We start from the raw sequence: 20,579 nt of genomic DNA on the forward strand, positions 1-20,579 counted from the left end.
TGCGAAATCCCCTGTGGGAGCGAGCCAGCGCGCGGTAGCGGTGCGTCATCCGACACATGTGTTGGATGACGCACCGCTATCGCGAGCAGGCTCGCTCCCACATTTGTTTTGTGGCGTGAGTTGAGCCGTCTCTCTGCACTACCATCACGCTCATCAATCATCCTGTTCACCTCCCCCATCCCACGCCTAGACTCGGCCCATTCCAAAAAAGGTAGGCCGCCATGTCCGAGACGTTGCTCAGTTCCCGCAATCTGGCTTTCGAGCTGTACGAAGTCCTCGATGCCGAAGGTCTGACTCAGCGTGAGCGTTTCGCCGAGCACAATCGCGAGACGTTCGATGCCGCGATCGGCACCGCCCGCAGCATCGCCGAAAAGTTCTTCGCCCCGCACAATCGCAAGAACGACGAGAACGAGCCGCGCTATGAAAACGGTGAGGCGATTCTGATTCCGGAAGTGAAACCGGCGGTGGACGCCTTCCTCGAAGCCGGTTTCCTCAACGCCGCGCGCAGTTTTGACGCCGGCGGCATGCAGCTTCCTACGCTGTTATCGCAAGCCTGTTTCGCACATTTCCAATCGGCCAACGCAGCCTCGACCTCCTACCCGTTCCTGACCATGGGCGCGGCCAATCTGATCGAAAGCTTCGGTACCGACGAGCAGAAGCAACGCTTCCTGCAACCGATGATCGACGGCCGCTTTTTCGGCACCATGGCACTGACCGAACCGCATGCCGGTTCGTCGTTGTCGGATATTCGCACACGTGCGGAGCCTGCGTCCGACGGCAGTTATCGACTCAAGGGCAACAAAATATTCATCTCCGGCGGTGATCACCCGCTGTCAGAGAACATCGTGCACATGGTCCTCGCCAAACTGCCGGATGCACCGGCCGGGGTGAAAGGAATTTCGCTGTTCATCGTGCCGAAATTCCTGGTCAACGATGACGGCAGCCTCGGTGAGCGCAACGACGTATTGCTGGCAGGGCTTTTCCACAAGATGGGCTGGCGCGGCACCACCTCCACTGCGCTGAATTTTGGTGATAACGGACAGTGCGTCGGCTACCTGGTGGGCAAGCCGCATCAGGGCTTGAGCTACATGTTTCAGATGATGAACGAAGCGCGCATTGGCGTCGGCATGGGCGCGGTGATGCTCGGTTATGCCGGCTACCTGTATTCGCTGGAATACGCGCGCGAACGTCCGCAGGGGCGAGTGCCGGACAGCAAGGATCCGAATACCGCGCCGGTGGCGATCATCCAGCACGCCGACGTCAGGCGCATGTTGCTGACTCAGAAAGCCTATGTCGAAGGCTCGTTCGACCTCGGGCTGTACGCGGCTCGACTGTTCGACGACACAACGACCCTCGCCACCGAAGCCGAACGCAAACACGCTCACGAGCTGCTGGATTTGCTCACGCCGATCGTCAAATCCTGGCCGTCGGAGTTTTGCCTCAAGGCTAACGAGCTGGCGATCCAGATTCTCGGCGGCCACGGCTACACCCGCGAATACCCGGTTGAGCAGTATTACCGCGATAACCGCTTGAACCCGATTCACGAAGGCACGCACGGCATTCAGTCGCTGGACTTGCTGGGCCGCAAACTGGCGCAGAACGGCGGTGCGGGGCTCAAGCAGCTGATCCGCTTGATTGCCGATACGGCCGAACGTGCGCAAGCTTACGAATCGTTGACGGCCTTGCGTGAACCGCTGGAGAAACTGGTCGCGCGCCTGCAGACGGTGACCATCGGGTTACTGACGGATTTAGGGCAAGGCAAGGTCAACAGCAGCCTGGCGAATTCGGCGCTGTACCTGAAAGTATTTGGGCACGCGGTGATCGGCTGGCGCTGGCTGGAACAAGCGATCCGCGCCGAGGAAGGGCTGGCGAAGGGCAATGCGGCGGATGTGAATTTCTACAAGGGCAAGCTGCAGGCGGCGCGGTATTTCCTGACGTGGGAAGTCCCGGGTTGTCATCATGAGCTGGCGATTCTCGAAGCCCGGGACGATGTGTGTCTCGGGATGCAGGATGAGTGGTTTTGATCCTGAATCTTTGGTGTTGCTGAAGGCCAATCGCGAGCAGGCTCACTCCTACAGTAGTTCTGTGGTGAACACATTACTTGTGAACACCAGTGATCCAATGTAGGAGTGAGCCTGCTCGCGATGGCGTCATCAGCTGAGTTTGAAACTGCCCATCTGCCGCGCCAAATCATCCGCCAACCGCTGCAACGTCTGACAATCCTCTCGGCAAGCTCTCACTTCCCCCGCCGTCGCTCGCGCCAAATCCGAAATCCCCTGCACGTTGCGGTTGATCTCCTCCGTCACTGCTGACTGTTCTTCCGTCGCAGTCGCCACTTGGTGGTTCATGTCGCTGATCCGCTCAACCTGCCCGGTAATCGCCGTCAACGACGCGCCGGTGCGCTGGCTCGACTCTACGCCAGTGCCGGTCGCCGCTTGTCCGGTGTGCATCGACGACACCGCATTCTCCGCGCCTTGCTTAAGGCTGCCGATCATCTGTTGAATCTCGTCGGTGGAAGACTGCGTGCGCCGTGCCAGCGTGCGCACTTCGTCGGCAACCACGGCGAACCCGCGGCCCATATCCCCCGCGCGTGCCGCTTCGATGGCGGCGTTCAATGCCAGAAGGTTGGTCTGCTCGGAGATCCCGCGGATCACCGCCAGGACCTGATCGATGGACGCCACCTGGTTCGCCAACTCGCCCACTGCGCTGGCGGCCAGACCGATCTCATCGGACATGCTTTCGATGTGACGAATCGAGCCGCTGACCACTTCGCGTGCCTGCATTGCTTCGTCGCGGGCGGTTTGTGAGGCGAATGCCGCATTGCCGGCGTTCTGCGCGATTTCCTGTACGGTCAGGCCCATTTCGTGAACGGCGGTGGCGACCATGTCGGTCATTTCCTGCTGACGCCCGGAACGCTCAGCGGTGTTATCGACCACCTTCGCTACCTGGCTGACTGCTGTGCGCAGACGCTCGCTGGTGGTCAGCACTTCACCGATCATTTCGCGCTGACTGTCGAGGAACCGGTTGAAGCCGCGGGCGAGGTCGCCCAGCTCATCGGCGCGACTGGAATCTAACCTGTGAGTCAAATCTCCACCACCGCTACCGATGTCTACCAGCGCCGCTGTTACCTGACGAATCGGCCGCACCAGGCCACGGGCCAACACCACCACCAGAAGAAGACAAACCAGCGCCACTGCCAAACCGATAAAGCTGCTCATCCACATCGCTTTACGGGCTTCGGCATAGATCTGCGACTGTGGCACTTCGGCCACCAGGGTCCAGCCGAGATCGCGCAGTGGCAGGCTTAACGCCAGAAAGTCTTCGCCATCGCGGATGAAGCTGCTGTTTGCGGCAACTTTTTGACCCATGACAGACTGCGCCGCCGGGGCGCCAATTTGCTCCGCCAATGTGCGTTTGCCGCTGAATTGCGATTCCGGATGAACCTGAATCAAACCGTCGGAACGCACGAGATAGACCTTGCCGCGCTCACCAAAACTGTAATTGTGGATCAGCTCAGACAGCTCTTTCATGCTCAGGCCGAGCCCGGCAACGCCCACGACTTTGCCTGCCTGTTCAACTTTGAAGTCGATGAAAAGCGCCAATTCTCCGGTAGCGGCATCATTGTCGATATTGAGAGTGCGTGGCTGATTGCTGTCGAGAAAGGTATAGAACCAGGCGTCCTTGGGGTTGGCGCGGCTGAGCGTCCGGTCCTGGCCTTTCTCTGTGAAATAGTGGTTGGATGCCGTGCCGATAATCAGCGCGGTAAAAGCATTGTGCTCGGCGCGAATGCCTTCCAGGTACTTAACGAACGTCGCGGTCTGGGCACTGCTTTCGCCGTCGGCCAACCAGTCCCGGACCATGCTGTTGCTGGCGATGTCCTTGGCGGCGGTGAGCGGTTGAACGAGGATGCGCTCGATGTCGTTGCGCATCGCTTCGATGCTCGACGGCAGCGCTTGCTCGACCAGATAGCTCTGGGCGAGACGATTGACCACAAGGGTATAAATGCCAACCACGATCAGGATGCTGACCAGCAGGGCGGTACCCATACTCAGAATCAGCTGCCATTGAATGCTGCGTCGCCAGAACTGCATGGTTCACCCCCAGAGAATAAGAGACTGAAACCCTGCAACAGTCGTGCCGATTGTATACAAAACAATCGGCAATCTTATTCTCTGGTTGTGCGCAAACCGATCAGACCTGGTTGATCGTCTTGGAAATCACTTCAACCGTGGCGCTGACTTGCTCTTGATAACGGTCGAGTTCGAGTTTGTGCTGCTTTTTCATTTCGATCTGCTGCGAACACAGATTCATCGCAGCCAATACCAGTAAGCGGTCGCCGATCAGCGTCGGGTATTTCCTCTTGGTGTCGGCCAACGCGGCTTTCAACATCATGGCGGCGTCCAGCAGGGTTTGCTCTTCCCCGGCCGGCGCCTTGATCGAATAGTCCTCCCCCAGAATAGAGACGACTTTTACCCCTGCGGCGCCGGCACTCATGCGTTGACCGGACCGGCGCTGACGCGCTCAACCAGGGCCTGAATACGTGCGGCGGTGGCGCCGTGTTTTTCTTCCTGCTCCATCAGGCTCAGTTGCAAGGTTTCGTTTTCATCCTTGGCCTGAGCCAACTCGGCGCTCAGGGTCTGATTGGTGCCGAGCAAGGTCTGGTTCTGTTGCACCAGGTCGCTGACCAACTGTTCCAATTGGTTTAGGGATGCTTCCAACATTTTGATTTTCCAGGCATTTTCAAAGGGCGCGTACGATAAAGAAAAGTCACCACGGTTGCCAGGGTTATTCAGGCGCAAAGCCTTGATTTTGCTGGCAGATGACGGATCTTGCGAACTTTAAAGACTGTGATTGACCGATCTGGTTCCTGCACTTCGTCGCTGGGTCGTTCGTGCGACAAAAGCGCACAGCGCCTCAAGACTTTAGTCGCATGACCGATAAGTCACCCATACGTAAGTCTCCAGCGTCGCACGGATGCGCCTTTTTTGGTAAACACCATGTCCCTTCGTAATATGAACATCGCCCCACGGGCGTTCCTCGGCTTTGCCTTGATTGGCGGCCTGATGCTGGTGCTGGGCGTGTTTGCGCTGAATCAGATGAGCAAGATCCGTGGCGCTGGCGAAGACATCGCCTTGATGAGTGTGCCGAGCATCAAGAGCCTTGATGAATTCACTCAACTGACGTTGCGCTTGCGGGTGCTGTCGTACCGCTTGCTGGTCAACCGCGAGCCCGACGTGCAACAGAAAACCTTCGAACTGTTTGATATGCGCAATCAGCAGATCCGCGACGCGCAACGTATCTATGAACCGCTGATCGATGGTCCGCAGGAGCGCGCCGCGTATGATCAATACGTGCAGCTGCTGGCGCAGTACCGTCAACTCGAAGAGCGGATGAAAACGCTCTCGCGCAACAATCAGATCGATGAACTGCGCAGCATGCTGAACAGCGAACTGCTGTCCAACTCAGAGGCGGTGAACGCTGCGCTGGCGAAGCTGCTTGAAATCAACACGCAACAGATCAATGAAACCGACACCCTTGCCAGCGAGCAGTATTCGACCTCGCTGAATCTGGTGATCACCTTGCTGGTGATCGCCAGCGCCCTGACGCTGCTGTTTGCCTGGCTGCTGACCAACAGCATCACCAAGCCGATCGCCAAGGCGTTGAGCGCTGCCGAAGAAATCGCCGAAGGCGATCTGACCCGTCCGATTACGGTGGATGGCGAGGATGAAGCCGGCCGCTTGTTGCTGGCCATGTCGAAGATGCAGGAAAAACTTCGCGACACGCTGCAACGGATTTCGGGCTCGGCCACACAACTGGCCTCCGCTGCTGAAGAACTCAACAGCGTCACCGATGAAAGCGCCCGTGGCCTGACCCAACAAAACAACGAAATCGAGCAGGCTGCTACTGCCGTCAACGAAATGACCAGTGCGGTGGAAGAAGTCGCGCGTAACGCTGTTAGCACTTCCGAAGCCTCGAAGAATGCCACCACCTCCGCCGGTGATGGCCGCGACCTGGTTCAGGAAACCGTCACCGCCATCGAGCGCATGAGCGCCGATGTGCAGAGCACCGCCAGCCTGATCGGCGACCTGGCCAACGAGTCCCGCGACATCGGCAAGGTGCTCGACGTGATTCGCGGCCTGGCGGATCAGACCAACCTGCTCGCCTTGAACGCCGCGATCGAAGCTGCGCGCGCCGGGGAAGCGGGTCGCGGTTTTGCGGTAGTGGCCGATGAAGTGCGGGCTTTGGCGCACCGCACTCAGCAGTCGACCAGCGAAATCGAACGCATGATCGGCAGTATTCAAAGCGGCACCGAGCACGCGGTGGATTCGATGCGCAACAGCACCGAGCGCGCCGAGTCGACGCTCAACATCGCGCGCGGCGCCGGCATGTCGCTGGACACGATCAACAGCGCCATCGTCGAGATTAACGAGCGCAATCTGGTAATCGCCAGCGCAGCGGAAGAGCAGGCGCAGGTGGCGCGCGAAGTGGATCGCAACCTGGTCAACATTCGTGACCTGTCGGTGCAGTCGGCGACCGGCGCGAATCAGACCAGTGCTGCGAGTAACGAGCTGTCGCGTCTGGCGCTGGACCTGAACAATATGGTTGGGCGGTTCAGCCTTTAACCGAAAAGGCCTCATGACCGAAAAGATCGCAGCCTGCGGCAGCTCCTACAAGGCGTAGGTGAACCCGCAGGCTGCGATTTTTTGATCTGCAAAACCTTTTTGACAGCATCACATTTCAACAGGTTAGAATCGCTGGCACGCAGACTGCATGGTCAGTTCGTGCCCGCCCTTTCGGTTTTCTGGAGTAATGCCTTTGAATGCGACGACCATCAACAGCCTGTTCTTGATCGGCGCGTTGCTGGTGGGTGCGAGCATTCTGGTGAGCTCATTGTCCTCGCGTCTCGGCATCCCGATTCTGGTGATTATCCTGGCTGTAGGCATGGCCGCCGGCGTCGATGGCGGCGGGATCATTTTCGATAACTACCCCACGGCTTATCTGGTCGGCAACCTCGCGCTGGCGATCATTCTGCTCGACGGCGGCATGCGTACCAGGGTCTCGAGTTTCCGCGTGGCGTTATGGCCGGCACTGTCGCTGGCCACGGTCGGGGTGTTGATTACTACCGGGCTGACCGGCATGGCTGCCGCCTGGCTGTTCGACCTGAACATGATGCAGGGCCTTCTGGTCGGCGCCATTGTCGGCTCCACCGACGCGGCGGCAGTGTTTTCCCTGCTGGGCGGCAAGGGCCTGAACGAGCGGGTTTCCGCCAGCCTTGAAATCGAATCCGGCAGTAATGACCCGATGGCGGTGTTCCTCACCGTCACCCTGATCGACATGCTCGCCAGCGGCGAAACCGGTTTGCACTGGAACCTGCTGGTGCATCTGGTGCGAGAGTTCGGCATCGGTGGCGTGATCGGGTTGGGCGGTGGCTGGGTGATGCTGCAACTGGTCAACCGGATCAACCTCGCCACCGGCCTCTATCCGATCCTGGTCATCGCCGGTGGCCTCGTAGTCTTTGCACTGACCAACGCCTTGCACGGCAGCGGCTTCCTCGCGGTTTACCTGTGCGGTCTGGTCATCGGCAACCGCCCGGTGCGCAGCCGCCACGGCATGCTGCACATGCTCGACGGCATGGCCTGGCTGGCGCAGATCGGCATGTTCCTGGTGCTGGGCTTGCTGGTGACGCCGCATGATTTGCTGCCGATCGCCCTGCCCGCCCTTGGCTTGGCTTTATGGATGATTCTGTTCGCCCGCCCGCTGTCGGTGATGGTCGGTCTGCTGCCCTTTAAAGCGTTTCACGGTCGCGAAAAGGTGTTCATTGCGTGGGTCGGCCTGCGCGGAGCAGTCCCGATCATTCTCGCGGTATTCCCGCTGATGGCCGGGCTGCCGAACGCGCAGCTGTATTTCAACCTCGCGTTCTTTATCGTGCTGGTCTCGTTGCTGGTCCAGGGCACCAGCCTGCCATGGGTGGCGAAACTTCTGAAAGTGACCGTTCCGCCAGAGCCCGCGCCGATCTCCCGAGCCGCACTCGAAGTACACGTCACCAGCGAGTGGGAGCTGTTCGTTTATCGGCTCGGCGCCGAGAAATGGTGCATCGGTTCGCCGCTGCGCGAACTGAAAATGCCGGAAGGCACCCGTATCGCGGCACTGTTTCGGGGGCAACAACTGCTCCATCCGTCGGGTAGTACAGTGCTCGAAGTCGATGATTTACTGTGTGTTATTGGCCATGAACACAACCTTCCCGCCCTCGGAAAACTGTTCAGCCAAGCGCCGCAACGGGGCCTGGATTTGCGCTTTTTCGGCGACTTCGTACTCGAAGGAGACGCCCAGCTGGCCGAGGTTGCTGCCCTGTACGGGTTGAAGGTCGAAGGCATCGATGCGGACATGTCACTGGCACGCTTCATCGCCCAGAAAGTGGGCGGTGCGCCAGTAGTCGGTGACCAGGTGGAATGGAACAACACCATCTGGACGGTCGCGGTCATGGACGGGAACAAGATCGGCAAAGTCGGCGTCAGATTTCCCGAAGGAAGTCGCCCAGGCCCGGGCTTGTTCCTCTAAACTGGGGGGCGTGTTGACGTTTAATCACGGTCGCGCCCATCCCCGCAAAGCGCAAGACTAGGCATGAGGAGAGAAGTTTGGTTGCTCTAAATGAACGACGAATAACGACGGATTGCGCTTTGCGGGGCTGGGCCCTGCGGGTTGGAGCTGTGAGCGAGCCACACTGCGTTGCGGGACTTGGTAAGGAAACAACCCTTACCTTCGTCCCGCGCCTTGCGCGGATCGCTCACAGCTCCAACGCGATCCGCGATTAAACGTCAACACGCCCCCCCACTTCGCCTCGTTTTTGATCGGTCACTATGTCAACCCTGCGCAACTTTTTCATCATGGCCCTGCTGGGCCTGAGCCTGTCCGTCGGTCCCTTGCAAGCGGCCGAACCGCCCACCAGTGAATCCGTGCAAGCGAGCCTCGACAAGATAGGCGACCGCAAGCTGCCGGAAGCCGATCAGAAAGCCCTGCAAAGCATTCTGCAAGGCACGCTGACCCAGCTCGCCAGCCAGCGTGATTACGAGCAGAAACTGGTCGCGCTCAAACAGCAGCTTGCCACCGCACCGAAACAAAATATCGAAAACCAGCGCGAACTGACTCGCCTCAAGGCCACCAGCGAGTTGCCCGTGGCGCAGCGTTACGCCAAGGAGTCGATTCAGCAGCTGGAGCAGATGTTGACTGAACGCTCGACTCAGCAGAGCGATGTACAGAAGGCCCTCGCCGAGGCCAACAGCCTGGTCATCACTGCGCAGACCCGTCCCGAGCGTGCTCAAGCGGAAATCTCCGCCAGCCAGACGCGAATCCAGCAGATCAACAACCTGCTCAAGACCGGCAAAGAGAACGGCAAGACCTTGAGCGGCGAACAACGCGATCAGCTCAATGCCGAGCTCGCGGCGCTCAATGCGTTGATCCCCCTGCGTCGCCAGGAACTGGCCGGCAACAGCCAGCTACAGGATCTCGGCAACAGCCAGCATGATTTGCTCACGGAGAAATCCGATCGCCTGGACAAGGAAATCCAGGAACTGCAGACCCTGATCAACCAGAAGCGTCTGGCGCAATCTCAGGAAACGGTGACCCAGCAGTCCATCGAAGCGCAGAAGTCCGGTGGCAGTGCGCTGCTGGCGACGGAAAGCGCGGCGAACCTCAAGCTGTCCGACTACTTGCTGAAAAGCACCGACCGCCTCAACGAAGTCACCCAGCAAAATCTGCAGACCAAGCAGCAACTGGATAACGTGACTCAGAGCGATGCAGCGCTGGATGAGCAAATCAACGTGCTCAAGGGCAGCCTGCTGCTCTCGAAGATTCTATATAAGCAGAAGCAGGCCCTGCCGAAACTCACGGTCGATCGTGACCTGGCGGACCAGATCGCCGACATTCGCCTGTATCAATTCGAAGTCAGCCAGCAACGTGAGCTGCTGAGCAACCCGGCGACTTATGTCGACAACCTGCTGGCGTCGCAACCTCCCGAGCAAGTCACGCCGCAGCTGCGCAAAAGCCTGATGGAACTGGCCACAACCCGGGCCGACCTGCTGGAGCGGCTGAACCGTGAACTGAGCGCCGTGCTCAACGAATCGATCACGTTGCAACTCAATCAGAAGCAATTGCTGAGCACCGCGCAAAGCCTGCGCTCAACGCTGGACGAGCAGATGTTCTGGATTCCCAGCAACAAACCACTCGATCCGGAATGGATGCGCGGCGTACCAGAAAGGCTGGAGCGCCAGGTGACCACATTGCCGTGGGCATCCAGCTTCAGCGAACTGTCTGACGGCCTGACTCAGCGGCCACTGCTGTTCCTGCCATTGGCGCTGCTGATCGGTGCGTTGCTATGGCGTCGCAAAAGTTTGTACGCACGTCTGAGCAAAATCCACCAGGACATTGGCCACTTCAAGCGCGACAGCCAGTGGCACACGCCGCAGGCGATTCTGATCAATATTCTGCTGGCGATGCCCGTCTCGCTCGGCCTCGCCCTGTGCGGTCTCGCGTTGCAAATCGACGCTCGCGGCCAGAACGCCAACATGGGCGCAGCGTTGCTGCAAATGGCGCAAGCGTGGCTGGTGTTCTATACCGCCTATCGCATCCTGGCGCCGGGCGGCGTCGCTGAATTGCACTTCCGCTGGGAAAAAGCCCAGGTCGAATTCCTGCAGGGCTGGGTACGCCGGCTCGGGCTGGTGGTGATGGCACTGGTGGCCGTGGTCGCCGTTGCGGAGTTGCAACCGGCAGCGCTGGCCGATGATGTGCTAGGCATGCCGGTCGTATTGATCTGCTACGCCTTGATGGCCTGGTTGCTCAGCCGTCTGCTGATCAGCAGCCCAACGCACCAGAACGCGTCGCTGTTCCGAAAAGCCCTCGGGGTCATGTTCACCGCGCTGCCGATCGCCTTGTTCGTCGCCGTGTGCTTCGGCTATTACTACACCGCACTCAAACTCAGCGATCGACTGATCAACACCCTCTACCTGCTGATGTTCTGGCTGGTCATCGAAGCTGCGTTCGTGCGCTTCCTCAGCGTCGCGGCACGACGCCTGGCCTATCAACGGGCACTGGCGAAACGTCAGGCGGCGAAAGAGGCCGGCGACGGCGAAGTGATCGTTGAAGAGCCAACCCTGGACATTGAAAAGGTCAACGAACAGTCCCTGCGCCTGATTCGTTTGGCATTGCTGGGCGGCTTCATCGCCGGTTTGTACTGGGTCTGGTCGGACCTGATCTCTGTGTTCTCGTACCTGGACAACATCACCCTGTACGAATACACCAGCGGCACTGGCGCCAACATGAGCATGGTGCCGATCAGCATCGGCGACATGCTGGGAGCGGTGATCATCATCGGCATTACGTTCGCTTTCGCCCGCAACCTGCCAGGCCTGCTGGAAGTTCTGGTGCTGTCGAAAATGAATCTGGCCCAAGGTAGCGCTTACGCGACGACGACCTTGCTCTCCTATGTCATCGCGGGCGTCGGTTTCGTCTCCACCCTGTCGACCCTCGGCGTCAGCTGGGACAAGCTGCAATGGCTGGTGGCGGCGCTCTCGGTAGGCCTGGGCTTCGGCATGCAGGAGATTTTTGCCAACTTTATCTCCGGCATCATGATCCTGTTCGAGCGTCCGGTGCGAATCGGCGACACGATTACCATCGGCAACTTGTCGGGCACGGTAAGCAAGATCCGTATCCGCGCCACGACCATCACCGACTTCGACCGCAAGGACATCATTGTCCCGAACAAGACGTTCATTACCGGCCAACTGATCAACTGGTCGCTGACCGACACCGTCACCCGCGTGACGCTCAAGCTCGGCGTGGATTACGGCTCGGACCTGGACCTGGTCAGGGAGCTGCTGCTGAAAGCGGCCCGGGAAAACCCGCGCGTTTTGAAGGAGCCGGAGCCGCTGGTGTACTTCCTCAACTTCGGCGAAAGCACCCTCGATCACGAACTGCGCATGCACGTGCGTGATCTCGGCGACCGTAACCCGGTGCTCGATGAGGTCAACCGCTTCATCAATCGCGAGTTCAAGAAGCAACACATCAACATTTCGTTTCGACAGATGGAGGTTTATCTGAAGAACATGCAAGGCCAGGAATACAAGATGGTGCCCATTGAGTCGGAGAAGAAGACCATCGCGCCGGTGACTGACGCCGAGCCGCTGCAAGCGCCGCCGGCCACCAAGCTCGACTAACTGGCATATCCCCAGCAGAATGCTCGGACATTCTGCTGGGAGATGGCCCTTGAAAGCCCTCGACGAACTGACCTTCGATAATCGCTTCGCCCACCTCGGCGATGCGTTTTCCACGCATGTACTGCCCGAGCCGATCGACAACCCGCGTCTGGTCGTGGCCAGCCCCGCTGCCATGGCACTGCTCGATCTCGACCCGGCCGTGGCTCAAAGCACAGAATTTGCCGAACTGTTCAGCGGCCACAAGTTGTGGGCAGACGCGGAGCCGAGAGCGATGGTCTATTCCGGCCATCAGTTCGGATCCTACAACCCGCAGCTGGGCGACGGTCGCGGCCTGTTGCTGGGCGAGGTCTACAACGAAGCCGGCGAGCATTGGGACCTGCACCTCAAAGGCGCAGGCCAGACGCCATTTTCGCGGATGGGCGATGGACGTGCCGTGTTGCGTTCGTCGATCCGCGAGTTTCTTGCCTCAGAGGCGCTGCATGCGCTCAACATCCCGACTACCCGAGCGCTCTGCGTGATCGGCTCCGACACGCCGGTGTGGCGGGAAAAACAGGAACGTGCGGCGATGGTCCTCCGGGTGGCGCCGAGTCATGTACGCTTCGGCCACTTCGAATATTTTTATTACACCAAACGCCCCGAACAGCAGAAAGAACTTGGTGACCACGTGCTGGCTGCGCACTTTCCGGAATGCCTCGAGCAGCCCGAACCGTACCTGGCCATGTTCCGCGAAATTGTCGAGCGCAATGCCGAACTGATCGCCAAATGGCAGGCCTATGGGTTCTGCCACGGCGTGATGAACACCGACAATATGTCGATCCTCGGTATTACTTTCGATTTCGGTCCCTTTGCCTTCCTCGATGATTTCGATGCGCAGTTCATCTGCAACCATTCCGATGATCAGGGCCGCTATTCCTTCAGCAATCAGGTGCCGATCGGTCAGTGGAATCTCAGCGCTCTCGCTCAGGCGCTGACGCCGTTCATCAGCGTCGAAGCCCTGCGCGAAACCCTCGGCCTGTACCTGCCGTTGTTCCAGGCCCATTACCTGGACCTGATGCGCCGCCGCCTGGGACTGACCATCGCCGAAGACGATGACCAGGCGTTGCTGGAAAGCCTTCTGCAATTGATGCAAAACAGTGGCGTCGATTACAGCCTGTTTTTCCGCCGCCTCGGCGATGAACCACCGGAACAGGCCATCGCGCGCTTGCGTGATGATTTTGTCGACATCAAAGGGTTTGATGCCTGGGGCGAGCGGTATGTCGCCCGGGTTTCCCGTGATGGCGAGCTTGATCAGCCGCAACGACGCCAACGGATGCACGCGGTCAACCCGTTGTACATTTTGCGCAACTATCTGGCACAGAAAGCGATTGATGCGGCGGAGGGCGGCGACTACTCCGAAGTGCGCCGCCTCCACGCGGTGCTAAGCAATCCGTTTGAGGAGCAGCCGGGGATGGACAGCTACGCCGAGCGGCCCCCAGAGTGGGGCAAGCATCTGGAGATCAGTTGCTCTTCGTGATGCTCGTCAGATAAAGGTTTCCACAGAAACTTTGAAGCGCTCAGCCAACCAGCGAATCTGCCGCAGGTTGAGCTGACGCTTGCCGCTCAGGATTTCGGATACGACTGATTGAGGGCCAACCCCGGGCAGTTGGCTTTGGCTCAACCGATGTTCGCGCATCAAGTAGCCGAGAACCTCGGCACCACTGGCTTCGGCCATTGGGTGATGCTTGTGATCCCAGTCCTCAATCCAGTCTCCGATAATGTCAACGAGACTCATCAGTGGATGCGACTCATCATCGCCGGTTACCTCGAGCAGCTCGTCGAGTGCGAGCGCCAGCCTGTCGTAATCGTCCTGGTTTTTTGGTCTCCTCAGCAATGGAGATACAAACTCCCAATGCTCAGCAACCTGTTTGATCAACACACTCATTCTTTGTGCTCCTTCCATTTTCCCCGCTCGTATTCGCGATGATCCAGCACGTATTTGATGTAGAGCTTCTGGCTCCGATACCTGACAAATGCAATCAAAAGCAGTTTGTTCCCCCTATATCAAACACATGAAACTCCCCGACTTTGTCAGTCGAAGGGAACAACGACTTCATGGCGGCAAAATCACAGGGGTTATTTCGCTTTACCAGCCGGTACCACTGGTCAAGCGCAGCTGCCGAGTTAGGCCACTTGCCTTGAGCATCCCAGATTCGTTTCGCAGTAAACACACGCATGCAATCTCCCTATCGCATTCCGCTATGACCAGTTAATCACAGACTGTAAATATCGCAAACTGCGATATTTTTGATCAGACCGACGGCTGACTCATTAGTACCTAGCCTAGTTTCCATATCAGAAGCCGCATGATTGAAAACATGAGCAAACGTCTCCAGATAGGAGTCATCCACTTCTCCCATGGACCGAATTCATGACCGACCCACTTCACATCCCCTGCCCCCACTGCAACGGCCTCAATCGCATCCCCGCCGCCCGTCTCGGCGACCATCCGAAATGCGGCCGCTGCAAGGCCGAAGTCCTGCTGCACAAACCCTTTGAACTGAAGCAAAGCGATTACGCCAGCCAGATCAAGGGCGATCTCCCGCTGCTGGTCGACGTATGGGCGGAGTGGTGCGGGCCGTGCAAATCGTTTGCGCCAGTGTTCGAACAGGCTGCAGCGCAGCTGGCGGGCAAATGTCGGCTGGCGAAACTGGACAGTGAGGCGAATCAGCAGCTGTCGGCGCAACTGGGCATTCGCTCGATTCCGAGCCTGATTCTGTTCAGGAACGGCCGGGAAGTCGCACGCCAGAGCGGCGCATTACCGTTGCCGCAGTTGATGAGCTGGCTGCGCAGCCAGGGAATTTAGGCAGACCCACAACCCAAAATGTGGGAGCGGGCTTGCTCGCGATGGCGGCGGGTCAGGCAACAACTGTGTTGCCACACCGGCCTCATCGCGAGCAGGCTCGCTCCCACAAGGGTTTGGGGTTACCAAGAGGAATCAGGCGTTTTCCAGCAGGTTGTGCAACTCCACAAACTGCTGAGTCAACTTGTGCCGCGGGTCCAGATGAATCAGCGGCGTGTTGGCCTGGTGTGATTCCCGCATGCGCACCGAACTGCCCAGATACACCGGCAACACCGGCAAGCCCTCGGCGATCAACTCGTCAAGGATCTGTTGAGGCAGGCTCGCGCGGGCCTGGAACTGGTTGACTACAATCCCTTCCACTTCCAGTCCTTCGTTATGGTCCTCCTTCAACTCCTCGATTTCAGCCAGCACGCCGTACAGCGCCTGACGCGAGAAGCTGTCGCAATCGAAGGGGATCAATACGCGATCAGCGGCAATCAGCGCCGACACCGCGTAAAAATTCAGCGCTGGCGGTGTATCGAGGTAGATCCGGTCGTAATCCTCGTCCAGCTCTTCCAGCAGCTTCCGCAGTTTGTTGATTTTGTGTTTTGCTTCAAGCTTGGGCTGCAAGTCGGCCAGCTCGGCGGTCGCGGTGATGACGTGCAGGTTGTCGAACGGGGTTTCGTAGATATCGACTTTGTTTTTCTTCGAGAAAGGACCGGAAGACAGTGTTTGCTTAAAGAAGTCCGCAATGCCCATGGGGATGTCGTTGCCGGTCAGCCCTGTCAGATATTGAGTGGAATTAGCCTGGGCATCGAGATCCACCAACAAGGTGCGATAGCCCTCGCTGGCGCTGACCGCCGCCAGATTGCAGGCAATGCTGGATTTACCCACGCCACCTTTCTGATTGAACACCACACGCCGCATGTCAAAACCTCCGTGCATCAAAGAATGCCCGAGTGTAGTAGTCCGAAGCGCCGCTTAGCTACCTTGACGGTATTCGGACTACAGAGTTATCGCCAATCTCACCTCATTCAGTTGAAAACTCGACGCGCATCTGAGGACCGTAGCTGACAGATTTCCTCGTAGAGATGTGGATAATGGCCAAACGACAGCTAAGCACCGAACAACCGATACATTTCGTTGAGCAAAATGTAACCAGCATTTGCTACACGCCTGCTGCACCGGGATAATGCGCGCCACTCGGCGCTTAGCGTCACGTCAGCTGAATCGCGGTTGTGCGAATCACTGCGTCAAAAAAGCCCGCAGGGGCGGGATGAATGCTTTGATCAACTTCAACATCGCCCAATGGCGCGCTTGGGCCCCTGGGCTCGAAAGCGTGGACGATTGGCAGACCTGGAGCCGACAACCGGTCGTGCCTCAGGGCAGCGATGCCGCCCCCGACGTCTCGTTTCTGCCGGCCATGCAACGTCGACGGCTCAGCCGTTTGGCGCGAATGGCGTTCCGTGTGGGCTGGCCTCTGGCCGATGGTCGCCACGACTTACCACTGGTCTTTATTTCCCGTCACGGCGAAACCCCGCGCACTTTCGAAATTCTCAGCGATCTGGCCGCCGATCAGCCGTTATCCCCCACACAATTCAGCCTGTCGGTCCACAATGCCGTCATCGGTTTGTGGTCGATCATGCGCGGCGAAACCAGCGAAATGACGGCGCTCGCCGCGGCCGGTGACGGGCTTGAACACGGCGTGCTAGAGGCCGCCGCGCTGCTGAACGAAGGCGCCCCGGCGGTCTTGCTGATTGTGACTGAAGAGCAGCCGCCACAAGCCTATTCGGCCTGGATCGATGACGTGCCCTTCCCTTATGCGGTGGCTTTGCTGCTCACCCCGGGCGACGACTGGCAGTTGTCCCTGAGCAGCACGCCTGCCGATGTGCCTTGCGCGAACTGGCCCCATGCCCTGAATCTCTTGCGTACTCTGCTCGGCCAGCAGACCACCTGCCAACATGCCTGGAAAAAGCGCGTATGGACTTGGCAACGCAACCTGTAAACGGAAAAAACCGCGACGCCTACTACTGGCGTTTGCTGGCCACCGCCGCAAGCTTCACCCTGTTCGGGTTGGGCGGGCTGTGCCTGCGCCTGGTGATTTTCCCATTATTGAGTTGCTTCCCCGGGGACGCCCAGACTCACCGGTTGCGCTCACGCCGCACGGTCAGCCGCTGCTTCTGGTTTTTCGTCCGGTTCATGGCGCGTACCGGCGTACTGACTTACGACATTCAAGGCGCGGAAAAACTGGGCCGGCCTGGGCAGATGATCATCGCCAACCATCCGTCGCTGATCGACGTGGTCTTCCTCATCGGCCTGGTGCGCCACGCCAACTGCGTGGTCAAGCAGAGCCTCTGGGAAAACCCGTTCACTCGTGGCCCGCTGCGCTGCACCGAATACATCAGCAACGACGGCAGCATGGACATGCTCGACGCTGCGGCTGATGCGCTGAGAAGTGGCCAGACGCTGATCATTTTTCCCGAAGGCACCCGCACGCAGCCTGGCGAATCACCGGCCTTTCATCGGGGTGGCGCAGCAATTGCGGTGCGCGGTGCGAAAATCGTCACGCCGGTGATCATCAAGGTCAGCCCCACCACATTGACCAAGGCCGAACCCTGGTATCGGATCCCGAAACGACGCGTGCACTTCAGTTTTCGTGTCGGGGCCGATATAGATCCACAGGCCTTCGCTGCGCTGGGCCCTGCGCCACAAGCCTCGCGCAAGCTCAATGACTATCTGCATGACTACTTTACCAAGGAGCTCGCCGAAGATGAGCGATCTACACCGTGAAATCAAACAACTCATCATCGACGCTTTGGGCCTCGAAGACATCAACGCCGACGACATTGGCAACGACCAGACATTGTTCGGCGACGGCCTGAGCCTGGACTCCGTTGACGCGCTGGAACTCGGCCTGGCGATTCAGAAAAAATACGGCATCAAAATCGACGCCGACGCCAAGGACACCCGCAATCACTTCAGCAACGTGACGAGCCTTGCGGCATTTGTCACTGCAAAACAGGCAGCTTGAGACCGGACCATGCAAACTCGTGACGACATTTTCAATACCTTGCGCGATGCCTTGGTTGAACTTTTCGAGCTGGAGCCTGAACGCGTCAGTCTTGAATCCAACCTCTATCAGGATCTGGAAATCGACAGCATCGATGCGGTCGACCTGATCGACCACATCAAGCGTCAGACCGGAAAGAAAATTGCCGCCGAAGAATTCAAATCCGTGCGCACTGTCAGCGACGTGGTCGAGGCGGTCTACCGTCTGGTTCAACCGGCCGCATGAGCCGAATGATCGGCCTCGGCCTGCTGCTGGCGGGCCTGCTGTACCCCTTCGCGGTGTATTTCGGCATGGAACATTTCGCGCCGTGGCAGTTTGGTCTGCTGCTGGGCAGCCTGTGGCTGGCCCGTGCGATGTTCGGGGTGCGGCGGCCGGGCAGCTTGTGGATGGCACTGAGCGCGATCGTTTTCTGCCTGCTGCTGGCAGTGTTCAATAGCCCGCTGTTGCTGCGCTGGTACCCGGTGCTGATCAGCGCATTCATGCTGGGGCTGTTCGGTTTCAGCCTGAAATATGGCCCGCCAATGATCGAGCGCATGGCGCGCTTGCGCGAACCTCGCTTGCCGCAAAAGGCGATTGTCTACACCCGACAGGTAACAATTGTCTGGTGCGTGTTTTTCCTGTGTAACGGCCTGCTCGCCGCCGCCCTTACCCTGTGGGCGCCGCTGAGCTGGTGGATGTTGTACACCGGCCTGATTTCCTACGGACTGATGGGCCTGCTGTTTGCCATTGAATGGCTGATACGACAACGGGTACGAGGCCACCCATGAATTGGATAAAACTTGAGCAACTGTTGCTCAAGGCTCTACCGGAACGCGCCGTAACGGCCGAACCTCTGTTGGATCACGCCCAGCTGTGCGCCAAGGCATTGAGCCTGGCTGCCGGTCTGCGAGCCCAAGGTGTGCGGCGCATTGCCGTGCACTTCGAAGACGCCGCCGACCTGGCGATTGCCTTGCTGGGTGCCTGGCGCGCCGGGGTCAGCGTGCTGCTGCCTGCCGATCTGCAAGCCCGCACGCGCTTGCGCTGGTCGGAAGAAGTTGATCTTTGGCTGACCGATCAGGCTGATGACGCGCATTTGAGTGATTTCCTGCATCCGCCATTGCAGGCCGCCGCGCTCGATCTGGATTGCTGCGTACTGAGTCTGTGCACGTCCGGCTCCAGCGGCGAACCCAAGCGCATCGAAAAAACCCTGCGCCAACTGGCCAACGAGGTTGAAGCGCTGGAGCAGTTATGGGGCGCTGATCTCGCCAACGCCTGCATCATCGGCAGTGTGGCGACCCAGCACATCTACGGCCTGCTGTTTCGGGTGTTGTGGCCCCTGTGCGCCGGACGCACATTCGTTCGCAAGCAACTGGCTTTCCCGGAAGATCTGCAGCGCGCCAGCCGCGAACATCCGGCATTCGCCTGGGTCGCCAGCCCGGCACTGCTCAAACGCATGGGCGATAACCTCGACTGGCCGGCATTGAGCGCCGTCAGCCGGGTATTTTCTTCCGGCGGCGCATTGCCGGCCGAGGCGGCACACAGTCTTCAGCAACGCTTGCAGCAGTGGCCGACGGAGATTCTCGGCAGCTCTGAAACCGGTGGCATTGCCTGGCGCCAGGGCGACGAACTCTGGCAACCCTTCGCAGGCGTTGAATTGAGCCAGGACGCCGACGGCGCGCTACTGATCGCCTCCCCTTACTTGCCGTCCGGCCATGTCGAGCACACAGCGGACGCCGCGCGCATTCAAACTGATGGCCGCTTCCAGTTGCTGGGCAGGCTCGACCGAATCGTCAAACTGGAAGAAAAACGTATCTCGCTGCCCATGCTGGAGCAGGCGCTGGCGGACCATGAATGGGTCGCCGAGGCGCGTCTGGGCGTGGTGCAGGAGAACCGCGCCTCGCTCGGGGCGTTGCTGGTGCTGAGCGAGTCGGGCCTGCATGCCCTGCGCAATCAGGGCCGACGCACCCTCACCGAGGAACTGCGTCAACATTTACGCCAGCATTGTGAAGCCCTCGCGTTGCCGCGTCGCTGGCGCCTGCTGCGGCAGCTGCCGTTGAACGCTCAAGGCAAATTGCCCCAGGCCGAGGTCGAGGCCCTGCTGCTGGCGCCGCGTCCGCAAACACCGGAAGTGCTGCAACAGATTGAAGCCGAGGGCGAATGGAATCTGCAGATCACCGTGCCGCCAGACCTTGCGTATTTCAGCGGCCATTTCCCGCAGACGCCGGTCTTGCCCGGCGTCGTCCAGGTGGATTGGGCGCTAAACCTGGCTCAGCGATTGATGACGCTACCCGGGAAGTTCGCCGGCATGGAAGTCCTGAAGTTCCAACAACTGGTACGCCCAGGCGACGAGATCCAGCTGCACCTGCGCTTCGACGCCAGTCGCAACAAGCTGTATTTCTCCTACCGCAACGAGATGGCCACCTGTTCCAGCGGACGGATTTTGCTGGAGGCCGCCCGTGACTGAGTCGAGCCCCCCTGTAGCAGCTGCCGAAGGCTGCGTCCG

Annotated in this window: 17 protein-coding genes and 3 pseudogenes; 13 read left to right on the forward strand and 7 right to left on the reverse strand. The window is 59.2% G+C overall.

What is annotated here, in order from left to right; genetic code table 11:
- Window positions 1-221: 221 nt before the first annotated feature.
- Window positions 222-2,024: an acyl-CoA dehydrogenase gene (locus ACYZTS_RS05275; protein ID WP_028622149.1), complete on the forward strand. Its 1,803-nt coding sequence runs from the start codon at window positions 222-224 to the stop codon at window positions 2,022-2,024.
- Window positions 2,025-2,153: 129 nt separating this feature from the next.
- Here the strand turns inward: ACYZTS_RS05275 and ACYZTS_RS05280 are convergent, their stop codons facing one another.
- The 4 genes and pseudogenes from ACYZTS_RS05280 to ACYZTS_RS05295 form a co-directional block, all read right to left on the reverse strand.
- Window positions 2,154-2,999: a methyl-accepting chemotaxis protein gene (locus tag ACYZTS_RS05280; protein WP_442961300.1), complete on the reverse strand. Its 846-nt coding sequence runs from the start codon at window positions 2,997-2,999 to the stop codon at window positions 2,154-2,156.
- An 18-nt stretch (window positions 3,000-3,017) separates the two neighbouring features.
- Window positions 3,018-4,091 (reverse strand): annotated as a pseudogene (locus ACYZTS_RS05285) (HAMP domain-containing protein); the annotation flags it as partial.
- Window positions 4,092-4,191: 100 nt separating this feature from the next.
- Window positions 4,192-4,494 carry a cell division protein ZapA gene (locus ACYZTS_RS05290; protein ID WP_028622151.1) on the reverse strand — a complete coding sequence of 101 codons (303 nt, stop codon included), beginning with the start codon at window positions 4,492-4,494 and terminating at the stop codon, window positions 4,192-4,194.
- Window positions 4,491-4,721: a hypothetical protein gene (locus ACYZTS_RS05295; RefSeq protein ID WP_461994534.1), complete on the reverse strand. Its 231-nt coding sequence runs from the start codon at window positions 4,719-4,721 to the stop codon at window positions 4,491-4,493. Before ACYZTS_RS05295 ends, ACYZTS_RS05290 begins: the two co-directional genes overlap by 4 nt.
- A gap of 342 nt (window positions 4,722-5,063) precedes the next feature.
- On the opposite strand from ACYZTS_RS05295, the pseudogene ACYZTS_RS05300 reads away from it, so the two are divergent.
- From ACYZTS_RS05300 to selO, 5 genes and pseudogenes are all read left to right on the forward strand, one after another.
- Window positions 5,064-5,468: pseudogene (locus tag ACYZTS_RS05300) on the forward strand (MCP four helix bundle domain-containing protein); the annotation flags it as partial.
- Window positions 5,469-5,516: 48 nt separating this feature from the next.
- Window positions 5,517-6,623: a methyl-accepting chemotaxis protein gene (locus ACYZTS_RS05305; protein ID WP_461996348.1), complete on the forward strand. Its 1,107-nt coding sequence runs from the start codon at window positions 5,517-5,519 to the stop codon at window positions 6,621-6,623.
- A 193-nt stretch (window positions 6,624-6,816) separates the two neighbouring features.
- Entirely contained in the window at window positions 6,817-8,559 is a 1,743-nt protein-coding gene (locus ACYZTS_RS05310; RefSeq protein WP_461994536.1) for a potassium/proton antiporter, read from the forward strand.
- A 299-nt stretch (window positions 8,560-8,858) separates the two neighbouring features.
- Complete coding sequence (gene mscK / locus ACYZTS_RS05315; RefSeq protein ID WP_461994538.1) at window positions 8,859-12,209, forward strand: mechanosensitive channel MscK; 3,351 nt, start codon at window positions 8,859-8,861, stop codon at window positions 12,207-12,209.
- A 49-nt stretch (window positions 12,210-12,258) separates the two neighbouring features.
- Complete coding sequence (gene selO / locus ACYZTS_RS05320) at window positions 12,259-13,722, forward strand: protein adenylyltransferase SelO (protein ID WP_461994540.1); 1,464 nt, start codon at window positions 12,259-12,261, stop codon at window positions 13,720-13,722.
- 6 nt (window positions 13,723-13,728) lie between these two features.
- Here selO and ACYZTS_RS05325 read toward each other — a convergent pair whose 3' ends face one another.
- Both ACYZTS_RS05325 and ACYZTS_RS05330 read right to left on the reverse strand, forming a co-directional pair.
- Window positions 13,729-14,130 carry a helix-turn-helix domain-containing protein gene (locus ACYZTS_RS05325; protein WP_461994542.1) on the reverse strand — a complete coding sequence of 134 codons (402 nt, stop codon included), beginning with the start codon at window positions 14,128-14,130 and terminating at the stop codon, window positions 13,729-13,731.
- Window positions 14,127-14,422 (reverse strand): annotated as a pseudogene (locus tag ACYZTS_RS05330) (type II toxin-antitoxin system HigB family toxin). The gene ACYZTS_RS05325 and the pseudogene ACYZTS_RS05330 overlap by 4 nt, the downstream one beginning before the upstream one ends.
- A gap of 194 nt (window positions 14,423-14,616) precedes the next feature.
- Here ACYZTS_RS05330 and trxC point away from each other — a divergent pair.
- Window positions 14,617-15,051, forward strand: a complete 435-nt coding sequence (gene trxC, locus ACYZTS_RS05335; RefSeq protein WP_461994544.1) for a thioredoxin TrxC — start codon at window positions 14,617-14,619, stop codon at window positions 15,049-15,051.
- 132 nt (window positions 15,052-15,183) lie between these two features.
- On the opposite strand, the gene ACYZTS_RS05340 is transcribed toward trxC, so the two are convergent.
- Window positions 15,184-15,954 (reverse strand): ParA family protein, encoded by a 771-nt coding sequence (locus ACYZTS_RS05340; protein WP_028622160.1) that lies wholly within the window; start codon window positions 15,952-15,954, stop codon window positions 15,184-15,186.
- A 349-nt stretch (window positions 15,955-16,303) separates the two neighbouring features.
- Between ACYZTS_RS05340 and ACYZTS_RS05345 the strand changes: the two genes are divergently transcribed.
- From ACYZTS_RS05345 to ACYZTS_RS05370, 6 genes are read left to right on the forward strand one after another with little or no spacing between them, the layout of a single operon-like run.
- Window positions 16,304-17,032, forward strand: a complete 729-nt coding sequence (locus ACYZTS_RS05345) for a beta-ketoacyl synthase chain length factor (protein ID WP_461994546.1) — start codon at window positions 16,304-16,306, stop codon at window positions 17,030-17,032.
- Window positions 17,008-17,817, forward strand: coding sequence for a lysophospholipid acyltransferase family protein (locus tag ACYZTS_RS05350; protein WP_028622162.1), 810 nt, complete (start codon window positions 17,008-17,010; stop codon window positions 17,815-17,817). The genes ACYZTS_RS05345 and ACYZTS_RS05350 overlap by 25 nt, the downstream gene beginning before the upstream one ends.
- A complete protein-coding gene (locus tag ACYZTS_RS05355) occupies window positions 17,798-18,058 on the forward strand; it encodes a phosphopantetheine-binding protein (RefSeq protein ID WP_028622163.1) in 261 nt (86 codons plus the stop codon). The genes ACYZTS_RS05350 and ACYZTS_RS05355 overlap by 20 nt, the downstream gene beginning before the upstream one ends.
- 9 nt (window positions 18,059-18,067) lie before the next feature.
- Window positions 18,068-18,322, forward strand: coding sequence for an acyl carrier protein (locus ACYZTS_RS05360; RefSeq protein ID WP_028622164.1), 255 nt, complete (start codon window positions 18,068-18,070; stop codon window positions 18,320-18,322).
- The gene (locus ACYZTS_RS05365; protein WP_028622165.1) at window positions 18,319-18,864 is read left to right on the forward strand and encodes a COG4648 family protein; all 546 of its coding nucleotides are present in this window, start codon (window positions 18,319-18,321) and stop codon (window positions 18,862-18,864) included. Before ACYZTS_RS05360 ends, ACYZTS_RS05365 begins: the two co-directional genes overlap by 4 nt.
- Window positions 18,861-20,540, forward strand: coding sequence for an AMP-binding protein (locus ACYZTS_RS05370; protein ID WP_461994549.1), 1,680 nt, complete (start codon window positions 18,861-18,863; stop codon window positions 20,538-20,540). Before ACYZTS_RS05365 ends, ACYZTS_RS05370 begins: the two co-directional genes overlap by 4 nt.
- Window positions 20,541-20,579 lie beyond the last annotated feature (39 nt).

The sequence above is a fragment of the Pseudomonas sp. TMB3-21 genome, assembly GCF_054898145.1.

Bases quoted from the DNA above. Each gene is read 5' to 3' on its own strand.
- ACYZTS_RS05325 (WP_461994542.1), bottom strand. From the start codon at position 14,130: ATGAGTGTGTTGATCAAACAGGTTGCTGAGCATTGGGAGTTTGTATCT.
- ACYZTS_RS05280 (WP_442961300.1), bottom strand. From the start codon at position 2,999: ATGATCGGTGAAGTGCTGACCACCAGCGAGCGTCTGCGCACAGCAGTC.
- ACYZTS_RS05345 (WP_461994546.1), top strand. From the start codon at position 16,304: ATGAATGCTTTGATCAACTTCAACATCGCCCAATGGCGCGCTTGGGCC.
- mscK (WP_461994538.1), top strand. From the start codon at position 8,859: ATGTCAACCCTGCGCAACTTTTTCATCATGGCCCTGCTGGGCCTGAGC.
- ACYZTS_RS05370 (WP_461994549.1), top strand. From the start codon at position 18,861: ATGAATTGGATAAAACTTGAGCAACTGTTGCTCAAGGCTCTACCGGAA.
- ACYZTS_RS05360 (WP_028622164.1), top strand. From the start codon at position 18,068: ATGCAAACTCGTGACGACATTTTCAATACCTTGCGCGATGCCTTGGTT.
- ACYZTS_RS05295 (WP_461994534.1), bottom strand. From the start codon at position 4,721: ATGTTGGAAGCATCCCTAAACCAATTGGAACAGTTGGTCAGCGACCTG.
- ACYZTS_RS05350 (WP_028622162.1), top strand. From the start codon at position 17,008: ATGGACTTGGCAACGCAACCTGTAAACGGAAAAAACCGCGACGCCTAC.
- ACYZTS_RS05275 (WP_028622149.1), top strand. From the start codon at position 222: ATGTCCGAGACGTTGCTCAGTTCCCGCAATCTGGCTTTCGAGCTGTAC.
- ACYZTS_RS05355 (WP_028622163.1), top strand. From the start codon at position 17,798: ATGAGCGATCTACACCGTGAAATCAAACAACTCATCATCGACGCTTTG.
- ACYZTS_RS05340 (WP_028622160.1), bottom strand. From the start codon at position 15,954: ATGCGGCGTGTGGTGTTCAATCAGAAAGGTGGCGTGGGTAAATCCAGC.
- trxC (WP_461994544.1), top strand. From the start codon at position 14,617: ATGACCGACCCACTTCACATCCCCTGCCCCCACTGCAACGGCCTCAAT.
- ACYZTS_RS05290 (WP_028622151.1), bottom strand. From the start codon at position 4,494: ATGAGTGCCGGCGCCGCAGGGGTAAAAGTCGTCTCTATTCTGGGGGAG.
- ACYZTS_RS05365 (WP_028622165.1), top strand. From the start codon at position 18,319: ATGAGCCGAATGATCGGCCTCGGCCTGCTGCTGGCGGGCCTGCTGTAC.